This is a genomic window from Azospirillum sp. BE72, from assembly GCF_031455875.1.
Lineage (GTDB): Bacteria > Pseudomonadota > Alphaproteobacteria > Azospirillales > Azospirillaceae > Azospirillum.
In genome coordinates this window covers 89,896-105,562 of record NZ_JAVDTO010000017.1, presented here as the reverse complement: position 1 = coordinate 105,562, position 15,667 = coordinate 89,896, and the positions used below count along the sequence as shown (strand labels likewise).

11 protein-coding genes and 2 pseudogenes are annotated in these 15,667 nt (G+C 61.2%); 6 read left to right on the top strand and 7 right to left on the bottom strand.

Features of this window, described 5'->3' with window-relative positions; genetic code table 11:
• Positions 1–3: 3 nt before the first annotated feature.
• From J2Y49_RS27540 to J2Y49_RS27520, 5 genes are all read right to left on the bottom strand, one after another.
• Positions 4–1,401, bottom strand: coding sequence for an efflux RND transporter periplasmic adaptor subunit (locus J2Y49_RS27540; protein ID WP_247883950.1), 1,398 nt, complete (start codon positions 1,399–1,401; stop codon positions 4–6).
• Positions 1,398–2,669: a TolC family protein gene (locus J2Y49_RS27535; protein ID WP_149226139.1), complete on the bottom strand. Its 1,272-nt coding sequence runs from the start codon at positions 2,667–2,669 to the stop codon at positions 1,398–1,400. Before J2Y49_RS27535 ends, J2Y49_RS27540 begins: the two co-directional genes overlap by 4 nt.
• A gap of 688 nt (positions 2,670–3,357) precedes the next feature.
• A complete protein-coding gene (locus J2Y49_RS27530) occupies positions 3,358–4,704 on the bottom strand; it encodes an ATP-binding protein (protein WP_149226141.1) in 1,347 nt (448 codons plus the stop codon).
• Positions 4,701–5,426, bottom strand: coding sequence for a response regulator (locus J2Y49_RS27525; RefSeq protein ID WP_149226143.1), 726 nt, complete (start codon positions 5,424–5,426; stop codon positions 4,701–4,703). Before J2Y49_RS27525 ends, J2Y49_RS27530 begins: the two co-directional genes overlap by 4 nt.
• A 515-nt stretch (positions 5,427–5,941) precedes the next feature.
• Positions 5,942–7,426 carry a calcium-binding protein gene (locus J2Y49_RS27520; protein WP_149226145.1) on the bottom strand — a complete coding sequence of 495 codons (1,485 nt, stop codon included), beginning with the start codon at positions 7,424–7,426 and terminating at the stop codon, positions 5,942–5,944.
• 1,258 nt (positions 7,427–8,684) lie between these two features.
• On the opposite strand from J2Y49_RS27520, the gene J2Y49_RS27515 reads away from it, so the two are divergent.
• The 5 genes from J2Y49_RS27515 (at position 8,685) to J2Y49_RS27495 (ending at position 14,182) form a co-directional block, all read left to right on the top strand.
• Positions 8,685–9,251: a plastocyanin/azurin family copper-binding protein gene (locus J2Y49_RS27515; protein ID WP_149226147.1), complete on the top strand. Its 567-nt coding sequence runs from the start codon at positions 8,685–8,687 to the stop codon at positions 9,249–9,251.
• Between the two features lie 10 nt (positions 9,252–9,261).
• On the top strand, positions 9,262–11,136 hold the full coding sequence (locus tag J2Y49_RS27510) for a copper resistance system multicopper oxidase (RefSeq protein ID WP_149226149.1): 1,875 nt from the start codon (positions 9,262–9,264) through the stop codon (positions 11,134–11,136).
• A gap of 13 nt (positions 11,137–11,149) precedes the next feature.
• Positions 11,150–11,905: a copper resistance protein B gene (locus J2Y49_RS27505; protein ID WP_149226151.1), complete on the top strand. Its 756-nt coding sequence runs from the start codon at positions 11,150–11,152 to the stop codon at positions 11,903–11,905.
• A 214-nt stretch (positions 11,906–12,119) separates the two neighbouring features.
• Positions 12,120–12,833: a response regulator gene (locus J2Y49_RS27500; RefSeq protein WP_149226153.1), complete on the top strand. Its 714-nt coding sequence runs from the start codon at positions 12,120–12,122 to the stop codon at positions 12,831–12,833.
• Positions 12,833–14,182 (top strand): ATP-binding protein, encoded by a 1,350-nt coding sequence (locus J2Y49_RS27495; RefSeq protein WP_149226155.1) that lies wholly within the window; start codon positions 12,833–12,835, stop codon positions 14,180–14,182. Before J2Y49_RS27500 ends, J2Y49_RS27495 begins: the two co-directional genes overlap by 1 nt.
• A gap of 162 nt (positions 14,183–14,344) precedes the next feature.
• Here the strand turns inward: J2Y49_RS27495 and J2Y49_RS27490 are convergent.
• Together J2Y49_RS27490 and J2Y49_RS27485 are read right to left on the bottom strand one after the other, a co-directional pair.
• Positions 14,345–14,521: pseudogene (locus tag J2Y49_RS27490) on the bottom strand (IS630 family transposase); the annotation flags it as partial.
• 252 nt (positions 14,522–14,773) lie between these two features.
• Positions 14,774–15,382 (bottom strand): transposase, encoded by a 609-nt coding sequence (locus tag J2Y49_RS27485; protein WP_149226157.1) that lies wholly within the window; start codon positions 15,380–15,382, stop codon positions 14,774–14,776.
• A gap of 67 nt (positions 15,383–15,449) precedes the next feature.
• Here J2Y49_RS27485 and J2Y49_RS27480 point away from each other — a divergent pair.
• Positions 15,450–15,608: pseudogene (locus J2Y49_RS27480) on the top strand (ISNCY family transposase); the annotation flags it as partial.
• Between the last annotated feature and the right edge of the window lie 59 nt (positions 15,609–15,667).

Below are 15,667 nucleotides of genomic sequence, written 5' to 3'. Positions count from 1 at the left end.
AGCCTAATGCTGCTGATGCTGGCCGCCGCTGCCGCCGAAGGCGCTCAGGGCCGCACGCAGGTTGCTCTCGGAGTCGATTAGGAAGTTGGCGCGCACCACCACGCGTTCACCCTCCTCCAGCCCGGCGAGGATCTGGACGTAACCGTCGGCACGGGCGCCGGCCTTGACGTCGCGCGGCTCGTAGCGGCCTTCGCCGATCTCGACCAGGACTGCTTGCCGTTTGCCGGTGTCGAGCAGTGCGGAGTCCGGTACGGCCAGCCCGGCCATGGCGCCGAGGTCGGCGTTCAAGTGCACGGTGGCGTAGAGGTTCGGCTTGAGCAGGCCGTCTGCGTTGGGCAGTTCGACACGCACCTTGCCGGTGCGGCTCTCCGCCGTCAGGGTCGGGTAGACGAAGCTGACCTTGCCAGTGAAGGTCTTGCCCGGCAGCGAGTTGACGGTGACGTCGACGTCCTGGCCCGGCTTGACGTAACCGAGGTCCTGCTCGAACACGTCGGCGACCAGCCAGACGTGCGTCAGGTCGGCGATACGGTAGAGCGCTTCGCCAGGCATGAAGCGCATGCCGCGCACGGCCGACTTCTCCAGCACCACGCCGCCAGCGGCCGCGCGGTAGGTCAGAGTCCGTGACGCCTTGCCGGTCTTGCGCAGCCGGTCGATCTCCTCCTCGGGGACATCAAGGTTGCGCAGGCGCTGGAGCGAAGCTTCGGCGAGCTGGGCACCGCCCTGCCGGGCGACGAGGTATTCCTGCTGGGCCAGGACCAGCTCGGGACTGTAGACCTCCATCAGCGGCTGGCCCTTGCGGACGGTGTCGCCGGTGGTATCGACCAGCAGTCTCTCGATCCAGGCCTCAAACTTCGGCGCGACGACGAAGAGGCGGCGTTCGTCAACCTGCACGGTGCCGACCGCCCGAACCTGGCGGGAGATCGCCCGCCGCATCGCGGCATCGGTGCGTACGCCAAGCTTCTGGACCTTGTCAGAGCTGATGGTAACAGTCCCCGAAGCGCTGTCCTCGCCCTCATAAACGGGCACGTAGTCCATGCCCATCGGGTCCTTCTTCGGAACCGCGGAGGTGTCCGGAAGGCCCATCGGGTTGCGGTAATACAGAATCTTGCGCGGACCGGCCGGGTTCTGCGCCGGCGCGGCTACCGATACCGGAGCAGCTTCCCCCTCGTAGACCGGCACATACTCCATCCCCATGCTGTCCCTCTTCGGCACTGGGGAGGTGTCGGGCAGGCCCATGGGGTTGCGGTAATACAGGACCTTGCCCGCTCCGGCGGGCTGTGCCGCGGCAGGAGCGCCGTGGCCGGCATGGCTGGCTCCAGCGGAGGACTGTGCGAAAGCTGGCATTCCGGCGACAATGGTGCCGGCCATCAGGACGGCGAGTAGGGCTGGGGAGCGGTTCACAATTCACCTCCGATCAGGCGCTCGATCTCGGCGAGCCGGACCTGCTCCTCGAATGTCACATTCACGAATTCGACCAGCGCGCGGCGCAGCGTCTGCTCGGCCTGCAGGAGGTTGGCGAACTCCTCGCGCGACAACTCGTAGCCGCGGGAGGCTGCCTCCAGCGCGATGCGCGCCTGCGGTAGCGTGATCTCCCGCACGATGCGCTTGCGTTCCCTGAGGGCTGCCAGCATGGCGTATGCCTCATGCACGTCGGTTGCGACATCGAGGCGGATTTGCTCCAGCTTCGCCCGCGCCGCGCCGGCCATTGACGCGGCCTCGCGCTGCTCGGCTTGCCGACGATCGCCATAGAGCGGAATATTGAACTCGACCATCGCCTGGTAGCCGTCGAAGCGGCCGTCGCGCCGCATCGCGCCAAGGCCCAGCTCGACGTCAGGATAGCCGTTCTTCTCAGCGAGGCGGCGGGTCCCTTCGGCCGAATCGATCTGGGCCAATTGGGCACGGACCGCCGGGAAGTCGGCGCGTGCGCGATCCACCAGCGCGTCGGCTGACAGGGTTTCCAGCGGCGGCACCAGCCGGGGCAGAGGCTTCGCCGGCAAGGGTGTTTCGGGCGAGCGGGCCAGCAGGCCGTTGATCCGCACCTGGGCGCGATGGCGGTCGGCATCCATGCGCGCGAGCTCGGCGGTCAGCGCGCCGGCTTCGGCGTTGGCGCCGGTGATGTCCTGCTGCTTGCCAGGGCCCTGAGCGTAGCGGGCGCGCGCCAGGTCGGACAAGCGCCGGACGGTTCCAAGCAGCTTGCGTGTCTCGTCGGCCGCCAGATGGGCCGCGTGGTACTCGGCGTAGGCAACCTTGACGCGGTAGGCGATCTGATTGGCGACCTCGGCCTGGGCGGCGGCTGCCTTGCGGCTGTCGGCGGATGCGATTTCGCGCTTCAGGTCGCGCTTGCCCCACAACGGGAACATCTGGCGGACCTGATACAGCTCCTGCCCGGCGCGGTAGCGCGGCAGGTAGCCGGACCCGCTGCGTGGCAGTTCAAGCTCGACCTTGAATTTGGGGTCATCCAGCGCCCCGGCCGATGTGATACGCGCTGTCGCGGCATCGGTCTCGAGGGCGGTCGCCGCCGCTTCTGGGTTCATGCGGCGAGCGGTTTCGATGAGCTGGGTGATTGTCCTGTCATGCTCGGCGGCCGAAGCCGCCGCGCCTGTCAGCAGCAGGACGAGCGCCGTGGCGGCCACGGTGAGCGGCCGCCCTGGATAACGTCGATTGATCATGGCTATGCCTTGCCCTTGCCCCTCTGCGCGTAGCGCTGGAGGCAGACGGGCTCCTTCAAATCACGTGAGGACGATAGCAGCTGCCGGCCGGCAAGCGGCGCCGCAGAGCGGATTGCAACCGTCAAACGGACTTGGGAGGGGGCGGCTCCGGTGCAATGAGACGAGCGGCGGGAGCGTGAGCCCGGCTCGGATGCCACACCACACAGTCGACGGATCTGGTGTGCAACACCTCGGAGCGCATCGGCAGTGCCAGCCCCGGGCAGCAGGGTGTCGCCATGGGCATGCCACGCGGCTCCGCTCTATCAGGGCAGTCGCCACAGGGGCGTTGGGATTCGTTGACTGCGGCCCCCTGGTCTGTGCTGACCGGAGTCGCGTCATGGTGGTCGGCCATGACGGCATGCGCCACCGCACCGCCCGCCACACCGATCAGCAGGGCGAGGGTCAGCGTCAATGCCGTCAACAAGTTGCGGACCACCCGCATCTGGATCTCCATGTTGCGCGGGGTAAAAGGAATTTACCCCATGAGCCTCACGCATTGCACCAGAGTTGGCCAGGGTCGGCGTTGATCTTGATCAACGTCCTCATCCGAATTCGCAAGGGGTTGGCGTTTTGCTTTCCGCACCGGGGAGGCGACACGGATGGGTCGCGTTGAGCAGGGGCTCCTCCGGACATTCCCCGCCTGTCCCGGTTAGATCACCCTGGGCAGCGAGACCTCTGCCCGTAAGCCTGAGTTTGGCAGGTTGATGAGAGTAATTTCACCGCCATGGGCTTTGATGACAGAACGAGCGACGGTCAATCCCAATCCAAAGCCTCCGGTCGCACGGTTGCGCGAGGCTTCGATTCGGTAGAACGGGCCAAAGACTCTCTCAAATTCACCTTCAGGGATGCCTGGTCCCTCGTCTTCTATCCAAATAACCACACGATCTTGGTGCGCCCTCAGCGATACCATGGCCTGACCACCATATTTTACCGCATTGTCGATCAGATTGATCAAAGCGCGCTTCAGCGCAACCGGCCGCCCCTGGAACGTCACATCGGCGGGGCCGTCGTAGCTTACTGGACGTCCGGTGTCCGACAGATCGTTGCAGATCGTTTCAAGCAACGCACCGATGTGCAACACCTTGGCCTCTTCACGCCCCCTGTCATCGCGGAGGAAAGAAAGGGTTGCCGATACCATCTCCTCCATCTCATCCAGCTGAGCCAAAATCCGATCACGTTCCTCTCCCTCCTCAAGGAATTCGGCGCGTAGGCGGATCGTCGTGATCGGCGTGCGCAGGTCGTGAGAAACAGCCGCCAGCATCTGCGTTCGGTCGGTCAGCAGGCTACGAATGCGCTCCTGCATTTCATTGAACGCTTGTGCGGCCTCCCGCACCTCCTCAGGGCCTCGAACCGGCAGCGGCGGTGCGCTGACGTCCACTCCGAGACGCCGGGCCGCCCTGGTCAGTGCCTTGAACTCGGCGGTGCAGACGCGCACCAGGAACACCGACACAGCAAAGATCGCCAGAGCCATGAGGGCGGTCGGCACCAGCAGATGGGAGTCGGCTATGGCTGCAGACCCGAGGGTCGTTACCCGTGCATTGATCCAACTTTCGTCGGGGAGCTGCACTGAGACCTGCATCACATGGTCTGCCCCGTCGTTCTTCGCGCCATAAGCTACGCGCAACCCCTCTTCGTCGAGGTCGGGAACCAACTGCTGCAGCCGGCGTGTCAGCAGGTCCAGCCTCTCATCAGGAGAGCGATCCTGCTGTACCAGTGGAATGGCGCTCCAATGAACGTCAAGGCCCCGCCCGGAGTGAAGATGGGCCGTCTTCTCCCGATCGTCCGGCGGAACCAGAATCACGGTTCGCTTAACCGCAGCGATGCGTTCGGCAGCGATCCGTTCGTCAGCCAAGTCGGCTTGGTCGGACAGCCGTGTCTGGTACCACCACATACTCACCAAGTGCGACAGCGTGAGTGCCACCAGAAGAATGGCGACAGCCCGGCCTGTGATGGTATCCGGCAACATCCGGCGGAATATCGGCCCAAGAGCGCTCATGATCGCTGAACCTCGACGGTGAGGACGTAGCCGGCTCCCCTGACGGTTTTAATCAGAGGATGGGCCGAGACGTCATCCCCCAGCTTGCGCCGCAGGCGACTTACTTGGACGTCGACGCTGCGGTCGTAGGCATGAAGCCGGTTTCGGGCAAGTTCGAGCAGCTTGTCACGGCCAAGAACCTGATTTGGGCGCTCTGCAAAGGTCAATAGCAGGTCATATTCGGCACCGGTGAGGGCGACGATGGCGCCCTCCGGGGACAGCAACTCGCGTCGCGTCAGGTTCAAGGTCCAACCAGCAAAATGTATGGCCTTCGGTGCGGAGACAACATCCACACCCGGTGAGGATGTCCGTCGAAGAACCGCCTTGATCCGCGCAAGCAGCTCGCGGGGATTGAATGGCTTGAGAACATAATCGTCGGCGCCGATTTCCAATCCGGAAATCCTATCGGCGTCATCACTCATGGCTGTGAGCATGATGATTGGCAGGTCACGGTGAACCGAGCCTGGGGCACGAAGCTCACGGCAGAGGGTAAGTCCGTCATCGCCAGGTAGCATCAGGTCGAGAATTATGAGGTCGACGCGGGTACAGCCGATCGTGCGCCGCATCTCCATACCGTCGGCGCACGCCGTCGCCTGGAGCCCGTGACGGAGGAAAAAGCGACTAAGGAGGTCACGGATTTCCTGGTGATCATCGACGATCAGGATATGAGGCGTGGAATTCATAGCAAATCGCGGTCCGGAAGCAGTGGCGGTACAATCTCCCTGGCGCTGACAGATGGCCGACCGGTACGCAGTCTGGCAATCCGGCTTTGCCCGAACCACGTGTGTTGTCCTTGTGTTCAGACAGGGCGACTGGTGGTGCTCGGCCATGGTAACAGATTGTTTTGAGCAATTTCACGTACGGATGACAAGATGCTGAAGCTGGCGCCAGCCCGAAGGAACCGCAGCGACGGCTTTCCGTCGCCGTTGAGAGCAACCACACGTCACTAGTCCAGGTATCGGCACAACCACCATCTCGGGCAGAGATCTTCCTGACGAACGACGATTTGCCGAGACGTCCGATAGTGCCGGTAGAATGGTGGTCCATCCCTGCATGTTTTACAACGGAAGCCCCGGCAGGGCTTGGCTGCCTGGACTTCCGCCGGAAACGGATGACAGCAACAACTTGGCATGCATAACGAGCCCCGGAAGGCAGCGCCGCGCAATGTGCACAGCGCCTGGATAAGCTTCAGGGCGTCTCAGGAGAAAATGTACCAGGATCCTGCATCGCTGACGCCATTTACGAACCCGGGTGCCTCACCAAACATGAAGTCGCTTTGCCGGAGGTCCCCTGCGGCCACCCCGAGGAGAAGGACCGAGCCGTCAGGCCCTGGAGAGTTGTCGACGCTCCAACTAACCAGAGTACCGTCCTCTCGTTCAGCCACGCTCACCTGGTTGGGCATGATGTCTTGGAATGCGATGTGATCGAAAGCCCCCTGCGCGGCGCCGCCAGCCTCAAAATCGGCCACGACATCATTGCCGCTGTCGGCCATCACCATGAACGCGTCAGCTCCGGGGCCACCTACCAGATAGTCGTCGCCCATGCCGCCGTTTAGCATACCGTGACCTGCCCCCTCATCCAGGTAGTCTTTGCCGCTCCCACCAATCAGCTCGTCCATTTCGTTGCCACCGAACAGCGTATCGTTCCCCACACCTCCGTCGAGGCGGTCCATGCCCGAACCACCATCCAGCCGGTCGTTTCCGGCATCTCCGTTCAGGTCGTCATCACCGCCATACCCGATGTACCGATCGTCGCCGTTCCGGCCAAAGATATGATCTGAGGTCTCGCCACCACCGCGATCATCGTCCGTCGGGCGCCCGGCGATCAGCCGGTACGTGGTATCGCCATGGAAATCAAAGGACACGCTGCCGTCCTTCAGAGCTTTATCCGCGGCTCGATCGAACTCACCACCGATCCACGCCCCCTTTCCAGCTTCAGGAAAGGCAGTTGTCACGATGCGCTCGTCGCCAGGGCCATCCGGCCTCCTGGCACCAGGTGGCAAGTCGGGCGCGTCAGCGAACATGAAGTCGTCCTGCGCCAGCTGAGAACGCTGAACGCCCTCCAGCAGAACAGAACCGCCTTCCCAGCGGACAAGGACGCCGCCATCGACGCCCTCGATGGTCAGATCGTCCCATCGCAGATCACGAAGAGCAAGATGATCGAACATTCCGGGGCCGGCGGTGAAATCGCGGATTACATCGTCACCGCTGGTTCGGTCCATGGTGAAAGCGTCGGGGCCGGCACCGCCAATAAGAGTGTCATTGCCCATCCCCCCTGTGACCATGCTGTGTCCTGGCCCTTCGTCAAGAAGGTCGTTTCCGTCTCCCCCGATCAGATTGTCGGCTCCAGCGCCGCCATACAAGCTATCGTCTCCGTGACCGCCGTCCAAGGCATCTGATCCCATACCGCCAAAGAGGACATCATCCCCACGGTCGGCATGCAGGACGTCGTCGCCGGCGCCACCAAGCAATCGGTCGGAGCCCGCCAAGCCCCACAAATAGTCACGATGCTCATCGCCTCTGATCGTGGTCGGTCCGTCCTCTCCGATTGCAATGCGGTACTCGACATCTTGGTCACCGGAAGCAAAGTCGAATGTCAAGCCGCCGCGTTGGAGGTATTTCGCGGCAAGCTCACTGTTTGCAGCAGCGCTGCCATGGCCTTTAGGCGTCCACTCGTCGGGCACGTCGACCTCCTGCGTCTGTGTGTGAACCTGCAAAACATGCGCAGTCTCACTTGATCCCGACGGCGGGAGGACTTGTTACTCTTTGTAACAAAGGAGATGCCCTGTTTCACAATCGGCTTCATGTCAAAAGGAAAATATCTTCTGCTATACAGATGAAGTGCATGCGGCTAACGATATAACAGAAAGGCGGGCTTCGCTTGCTTGAGGCACAAACATAACTGCAGGAGTCGGCAATGCTGCGCAAAAAACCTAATACGTTTGCACGAGTAATCGGCCATGCTTGCTGGCCGATTTGGCATTGCAGGACTTGGAACCTCCCTGACTGTTACAGCGGTAGCCAGGCAACAGCGTCATCCCCTGCTTCGGCAACACATCTGGACAGCTTTGCCGCCGATGTGCCTTTTTCACGCCAGATGGAGCTGCGCGGCGTGTCATTCGGTCGTGGTTCGCTGTAACACTTCGCAACGTGAGTCCGCTTGCTGCCCCCAATCCATGTGACATATGATCGCAGAAATCGGCCTTGGGCTCTACTGTTGGTGGAAGGGAAACGTGGACACCTGCCTCACACGCCTCATAGCGATTGTGCTGGCCAGTCTCCTCCTGATGTGGGGGGCTATCGCCACCCCAGCCGCCGCCAAACAGGCACTGCCCAAGGCTGAATGGACCAGTACCGCCGACGATTGGACGTCTGGTTGCGATGACGCAGCGCTCAACATGGCTCACGGCGACCATCACAACCAGTCCGGACAACCTGGCGGAGACGATGCCGATGATACGGCGCATTCTCAGCGAGGGTGCTGCCTGACGGCCTGCGGAGCCACGGCTATAGAGCCCGTGGCCCCGTTGATGGTCCCGATGGGAGTGACGTCCCTTCGCACATCGACTGTCCTGAACGACCTCCTCCGGGATCGTTCCGTATCTCCCCGGCTACGCCCTCCAAGGTGCCCGGTCTGACTGCGGACCAGCGTCGCTTGCGCGCAAGCGCTCCGGTATGGACCGCATCGCAGCCGGCGACCGAGCCCCGGGCTTGGAGTTGGCGACCACCTCTTCGTTGCTGTCGTCCGGCGCACGCCTAACCGATCGAGCGCTTGCTCCTTCGACATCCACACACTCTGACGCTCGCGCGTGAACTCGGGATTCCCCGAGCAGACCCGTTGTCTTCCCCCGTCTCACTTGTGTCCAGTTTGACCGGCCGCGGCCGCAACCTCGATCACAACTCTCTTCGCCGCTTTGCGAGCGAAAACATAAGGAACTTATAATGCGTCTGCACACCCGTACCCTGAACACCGCCGCCGCCCTGCTGACCGGCGCCACCTTCCTGTCGCTCATTGGCACGGCGTTCGCCGGGGCTGGTGAGCCGGGACATGGCCACACCACCGCGGCAATTGGCGAGCCCGCCAAAGCCTCGGCGGCCAAGCGTACCATTCAGGTCGAGTTGGGCGACAATTACTACAAGCCTGAATCGGTCCAGGTGAAGGCGGGAGAGACGGTCCGCTTTGTCCTCAAGAACAAAGGAGAGTTCTTGCACGAGTTCAACATCGGTACCGCCGACATGCACGCTGCCCATCAGAAGGAAATGGCCATGATGATGGAGCATGGGATGCTGACCGCGACGGGCATCAACAAGAACATGAGCGGCATGGACCACTCCAAGATGGGCATGGCCGAGATGAAGCACGACGATCCCAACAGCGCGCTGGTCGGCCCTGGAGAGACCAAGGAACTGACCTGGAAGTTCACCAAGGACACCGCACTGGAATTCGCCTGCAACATGCCGGGGCATTATGAGTCCGGTATGGTCGGCAAGATCGCTTTCACGCGCTGAGGACGGCCGCATGGACCGCACGTCGAACTTCCTCACACGCCGCGACGCGCTCAAGCTCGCCGCCATGGCCGGCATGGCCGGCGTCGTGACGGCGTATCCAGGTCGTCACTCCTTCGCAGCTGCGGACCAGACGCTCGACCTCGCGGTAGAGCGCACCCGTATCACTGTCGACGGCGTAACAAGCAATGCCATTGCTATCGGCGGCTCGATCCCGGCCCCCACCCTCCGGCTGCGCGAAGGCCAGGAGGTCGTGATCCGTGTGACCAACCGGCTGAATGAGCCGACCTCGATCCACTGGCATGGCCTGTTGCTGCAGGGTGTCATGGACGGCGCTCCCGGCTTCAACGGCTTCGTGCCGATCCGGCCGGGTGAGACCTACACCTACCATTTCAAACTTCGGCAGGCGGGAACTTACTGGTACCACAGCCATTCCGCTGGGCAGGAGCAGGAAGGGATGTACGGCGCCATCGTGATCGAACCGGCGGAACGTGATCCGGTTCGTGCTGATCGCGAATACGTCGTTCTGCTTTCCGATCACACGATCGAATCCCCCAACTCGGTTCTCCGAAATCTCAAGGTCAGCGAAGGATACTACAACAATAAGAAGCGGACACTGGTTGATTTCTTCCGGGATGCTCAGCGCGATGGCTGGAGCACCACGGTGCAGGACCGTCTGGATTGGGCCGAGATGCGGATGGACGCTACGGACCTTGCAGACGTTACCGGCTACCACTTCCTGGTCAATGGCAAAGGCGCCAAGGACAACTGGACTGCCATTTACAAGCCGGGCGAGCGAGTGCGGCTACGGATCATCAATGGTTCCGCCATGACGATCTTTGATGTCCGCATCCCTGGCCTTCCTATGACCGTGGTGGCCGCCGATGGACAGAACGTGGCACCGGTCAAGGTTGACGAATTCCGGTTCGGCGTCGGTGAAACCTACGACGTCATTGTGCTTCCTCAAGGCGACAAACCCTTCACCTTCTTTGCCGAGCCGATCGATCGCACCGGATATGCCCGAGCGACGCTGGCAGTCCGCGATGGGTTGGAGGGCGAGATCCCCGAACGCCGCCCACGTGCCATTCTCACGATGGCCGACATGGGCATGTCCCATGAAGGCATGGATCATGGGGCCATGGCGGGTATGGACCACAGCAAGATGGCCGGCATGGGAGCCGGCGCGATGCCTGGCATGGACCATAGCAACATGCCGGGTATGGATCACAGCAAGATGGCCGGCATGGGAGCCGGCGCGATGCCCGGCATGGATCACAGCAACATGCCGGGTATGGACCACAGCAAGATGGCTGGCATGGGAGCCGGCGCGATGCCCGGCATGGATCACAGCAACATGCCAGGCATGAACAACGGCTCTATGGAGGGCATGGCCAAGGCTGCTGCGTCAAGCAACGACCAGGCGATGGGGTGGGCCGACGCAGGCACTCCGCCGGGCGCAAAAGCCCTTTCCTATGCCGACCTGAAATCGCTGACAAAAGCGAAGGATGTCCGCGAGCCGACCCACGAGATCGAGGTTCGCCTCAGTGGGATGATGTCACGCTACATCTGGACCCTGAATGGAAACAAGTTCGACGAAGGAGAGCCGATCCGGGTCGCTTATGGGGACCGTGTGCGCATCCGCTTCGTGAACGAGACCATGATGGCGCACCCCATGCATTTGCACGGGATGTTCATGGAGCTCGAGAACGGACAGGCGGGCCGGCTGCCCAGAAAGCACGTCGTCCTGGTGCCGCCAGGCAAGACGGTCAGTGTCCAACTGACAGCTGACGAACCGGGTGAATGGCCCTTCCACTGCCACCTGCTCTACCACATGGCCTCCGGCATGATGACGCGGTTCATCGTCGAGCGCCGTTCAGCAAGCCTTTGATCCGGAGCAACAGATGCGACTGATAAAAGCTGGCCAGCATAAGGCCGTGCTCCTCGCCGGCATGCTCACATTGGCAAGCCTCTCCGGCCCTGCCCGCGCGGGTGAGGAGCATGAGGCTCAGCAGTTCCACGAGGAACCTCCTGTCCTGGCGACGCTGCTTGTCGACCAGCTCGAACATCGCTGGAGGGATGGTGAGAACTCTGTCGACTGGGAATTACGCGGCTGGATCGGCGGTGACACACATAAATTCTGGGTGAACGCCCGGGGAAGCAAGCCCGTCGAAGGCGGTGTCGAGAAGGCAGAGTTCCAGTTTCTCTATAGCCGTATGGTTTCCGAGTTCTGGGATGTTCAAGCCGGCATTCGCTATGACGTCCGCCCGCAACCACAGACCACCTATGCTGTGGCTGGCGTCAAGGGAATTGCACCTTACTACTTCGACGTGACTGCTCAGGCATTTCTTAGCGACGAGGGTAATCTGAGCGGCCGGATCGAGGCCGAGTACGATATCCTTATCACGCAAAAGCTGATCCTGCAGCCACTGGCCGAGATCAACCTCTCCGCACAACGCGTGCGCGAGTTGGACCTCGGCCGAGGCATCAGCAACATTGAGCTTGGCCTGCGGCTTCGCTATGAGGTCGTCAAGGAGTTCGCTCCATACGTGGGGGTCAGCTGGGAGCGCAAGCTCGGCGAAACTGCCAATATCGCTCGTCGACACGGGGAAGATCCAAGTGACTTGGCTTTGCTGGCTGGCGTCCGCTTTTGGTTCTAATCCGGAAGGGGTCGATCGCTGAGGTGATCGGCCCCCTCTTCACGGCGGCCTCAACATCGTCAGAATGAGGGTGATCAGGTGACGGCCCACCACCTCATGCCCTCAGCACACCCGATGTCTTGGTACAGAATGAAACATCGACCCACCGATTTCCGGCTCTCGGCCGGATGCGTCCTCCTCCTCGGGCATCAGGGTCAAGCCAGGTCTCACGAGCATGCAACATGTGTTGATTGTTGACGACAATCAGGAGATCCGCGACCTGCTGGGCCGCTTTCTTCGCAAGCAGGGGTACAAGGTCACCACCGCCCGCGATGGTTATGAGTTGCGCGAGTGTATCTGCGGCTCCTCAGTCGATTTGCTCGTGCTCGACCTGATGCTGCCAGGAGATGACGGACTGAAGCTGTGCCGTGAACTGCGTTCGACTTCGGCAATTCCGATCATCATGTTGACCGCAATGGCTGAAGAAACGGACCGGATCGTCGGGTTGGAAATTGGTGCGGACGACTATGTCACCAAGCCGTTCAATCCACGTGAACTGCTCGCTCGCATTCGGGCAGTCTTGCGTCGGACAAACGCTTCTGGGGAGACATTCGACGCCTCGCACAGCGGTGGCCGCATCTTGCGTTTCGCCGGTTGGACTATTGATCTCGTGCGCCGTGAATTGCATTCACCTGACGGGGCGCTGGTTGAACTGACCGGTGGCGAGTATGACTTGCTGGCGGCGTTTGTCGAAAGCCCCCAACGCGTTCTGAGCCGTGATCATCTCCTCGACATCACCCGCAACCGCACAGCATTGGCATTCGATCGCACAATCGACGTCCAGGTCAGCAGATTGCGGCGGAAAATCGATAATGACCCGGAACACAGCATGATCAAAACCGTGCGCGGTGCCGGCTATGTGTTTGTGATTCCGGTGGAACGCCATTGATGAACCTGCGCCTGCTTCCCGATAGCACCGCGGCACGAACCATAGCGGTCATGCTGGTTGGACTGATGCTCTCACACTTTGCCAGTCTGGGCGCCTACCGTATGGATCTCATCGATCAGTTCGACAGTTCCGTCGAACACGAAATGGTCGAGAGAATTGTCGCGGCACGTTCGGCAGTCCAGAAGGCAACCCCGGAGGAACGCGAGCGGGCGGCGCAACTCCTGTCCGGAGCTTGGCTCGACGTGCACTGGAGCAGGGTGCCTCTTGTTTCTGAGGAGAACCTCGTCGACGAGCACCTCGCGTCCTTACGCGACGCACTGCGCCGAGCGATCCCCGATCACCCCGAGCTGCCCTTGAGGCTGGTATCTGCCGAAGAGGCCGAAGGTGCCAAGCACGCAAACCAAGCCATTCATTTCGTGCTCGTTTCAGCTCAATTGCCTGACGGCGACTGGCTGAATCTGAAATGTGTGCTGGTTGAGCCGACGCCTGCCACACCGCACGGTCTGCTCCTCTCCACGGGCTTGATGGCCTTTGCCATTCTCATCCTATCAATCATTCTGATCCGGTATTCGACATCTCCGCTACAAACGATGGCCCGAGCGGCTGAGCGCCTTGGTGTCGATGTTGCTGCGCCACCTCTACCGGAAGTCGGACCAAGCGAGGTACGTCAGGCTGCACGCGCATTCAATGAAATGCAGCGACGTATCGAACGCCTGTTGTCTGATCGAACACAAATGTTCGTTGCTCTTTCCCACGATCTTCGTACTCCGTTGACGGTATTGCGCCTTCGAGCCGAATACATCGAAGACGATGATCAGCATGAAAAGATGCTATCAGACATCGCGGACATGGAAGAGATGATAAATGCGGTTTTGTCGTTCCTGCGTGACGATAACAAGCAGGAAGACACCGCGCTCGCTGACCTGGCAGTTACCCTAGCAACGATATGCGACGCCCTGAATGATGCAGGCGGTGATGCACACTATGTCGGCGTAAGTCATCTCACGGTGAATTGCAGACCGGTAACGCTCAGGCGTGCATTCATGAACCTTATCGACAATGCCATCAAGTACGGCAATGGAGCTCAGGTTTGCGCGAGCGTGACCGCCAGGAATGTCCTGGTGGAGATCATCGACCATGGCCCGGGCATCCCAGAAGCTGAGCTGGATAGAGTATTTCAGCCGTTCTATCGTGTTGAGCGTTCGCGCAGCCGTGAAACAGGAGGATATGGCCTGGGATTGACCATTGCGCGTTCAGCGATCCGTTCACATGGGGGAGATATTGTACTCAGCAATCGCGCAGAGGGTGGATTGCGCGTGACCGTGTTGTTGCCATGGATCGAGTGCTGACCTTGAGCAGTGCAGCGTCTAAAAGGCCAATCAATCCTTCAAAGTATTTTTTGTCTCTGTGCCCAAAACCTGAACAGAAGGCTTCACTGGGGCTTATCGGTAATCAAATGTTCAATTGCCGGTATCAGCGATCGATTGGCTTTAGATTGGAGTTTCGAGCGTTTAATCTGACGCATATCCTGCATGATTAAAGTTGTTCCAGAATTCCTCGGGTGTGTAGAGGTTGCAGATGGAGCCGACAGCCCTCCACAGCTCATCAATAGTGCGGGCGCCGATGCGGCGGAGATGAGCCTTGAGCTTGGCGAAAGCCATCTCGATGGGATTGAGATCGGGGCTGTAGCAACCGTCTTCTTTGACGGAGGCAATGAACCGTGTGTGCTCCCTGTCAAGGCGCGCGCCGAGGCGCGCCCGCCCTTTGGGCGGTTTCGGCCTTGACCGGTTCGCGCCCGCGGTTCGGTGTGCTTGGCATTCGGTCGGCGTCGTCAGGTGGGGTGGGCCTCCCAAGTCTGACCTTTGGCAAGCATGATGTTGAGGTGCACGATCAGTTTGCGCATGCAGGCAGTCAGCGCCTGCCCTCGACGGCTTGCCACGTCATTTCAACTGTAAGTGGGCGTAGACGATTACGCTCTTACTTTGGGTAGCGACGACTTCGGCCGCAATGTAGAGGGCGTGCCGAACGGCGGCACGTCCGCCGGCGATGTGACGCTGGCCGCGCGATTTGCCGCTGTCATAATCGAAGGGAGCAACACCGACCAAGGCGGACATGCGTTCTCCGGTTGTTTTTCCCAACTCCGGCAGCCGGATCGCGGGTGTGGTGGCCACGACCGGCGCGACGCCGGGCGCGGTCTGGAGCGCAGCCACTCGGTCAGCCAGTTCCGGCTGGGCCTCGACCCGGCTGTGGATCTCGGCTTCCAGCGTCGCAATCGCCGCCGTCAGCCCCTCGACGGCCTCTTCCAACACTGCCTGCGCGATCGCCGGCGCGCCGGCCGAAGCGTGACGCAGATCGACGCGCTTGTCGACCAACAGGCGTCGGGCCTTGACCAAGTCCGCCAGTTCCTCACGGGCCGGGTCGCGTGGCGTGGTGGCAGGAGCCACCTGGGAGGCGGTGAACTCAGCAATCAACGCGGCGTCGATCGTGTCGTTCTTGGCTCGCTGACCTTTGGCCCTGGCGAAATAGCGTACGCGAGCCGGATCGAACACGTGTACCGACAGGGCGACAGTCTGTTAGGCATCCCGAACCGGCCGCTCATATCCACCGCTGGCCTCGATTCCGATGCGCTACGACAACCGTCGTACGGTGCTGACGCTAGGCGGCTTAGTCCGGCTTCGGCTGAAGATCCAATGGTGCGAGAACCGGCAGGGCTTGTGTCATCATTGCCCCATCCGCCCCGAGGCGGAAGGGGCGATCGCGCTGCCTTTTCAGGATATTTAACTCCTTTGGCATGCTGAGAAAGGCCTGCATAAGTAATTTTTATTGATCGTTAA

Coding starts and splice junctions, on each gene's coding strand:
- J2Y49_RS27535 (WP_149226139.1), bottom strand. CDS start 2,669: ATGATCAATCGACGTTATCCAGGGCGGCCGCTCACCGTGGCCGCCACG.
- J2Y49_RS27530 (WP_149226141.1), bottom strand. CDS start 4,704: ATGAGCGCTCTTGGGCCGATATTCCGCCGGATGTTGCCGGATACCATC.
- J2Y49_RS27525 (WP_149226143.1), bottom strand. CDS start 5,426: ATGAATTCCACGCCTCATATCCTGATCGTCGATGATCACCAGGAAATC.
- J2Y49_RS27515 (WP_149226147.1), top strand. CDS start 8,685: ATGCGTCTGCACACCCGTACCCTGAACACCGCCGCCGCCCTGCTGACC.
- J2Y49_RS27510 (WP_149226149.1), top strand. CDS start 9,262: ATGGACCGCACGTCGAACTTCCTCACACGCCGCGACGCGCTCAAGCTC.
- J2Y49_RS27505 (WP_149226151.1), top strand. CDS start 11,150: ATGCGACTGATAAAAGCTGGCCAGCATAAGGCCGTGCTCCTCGCCGGC.
- J2Y49_RS27500 (WP_149226153.1), top strand. CDS start 12,120: ATGCAACATGTGTTGATTGTTGACGACAATCAGGAGATCCGCGACCTG.
- J2Y49_RS27495 (WP_149226155.1), top strand. CDS start 12,833: ATGAACCTGCGCCTGCTTCCCGATAGCACCGCGGCACGAACCATAGCG.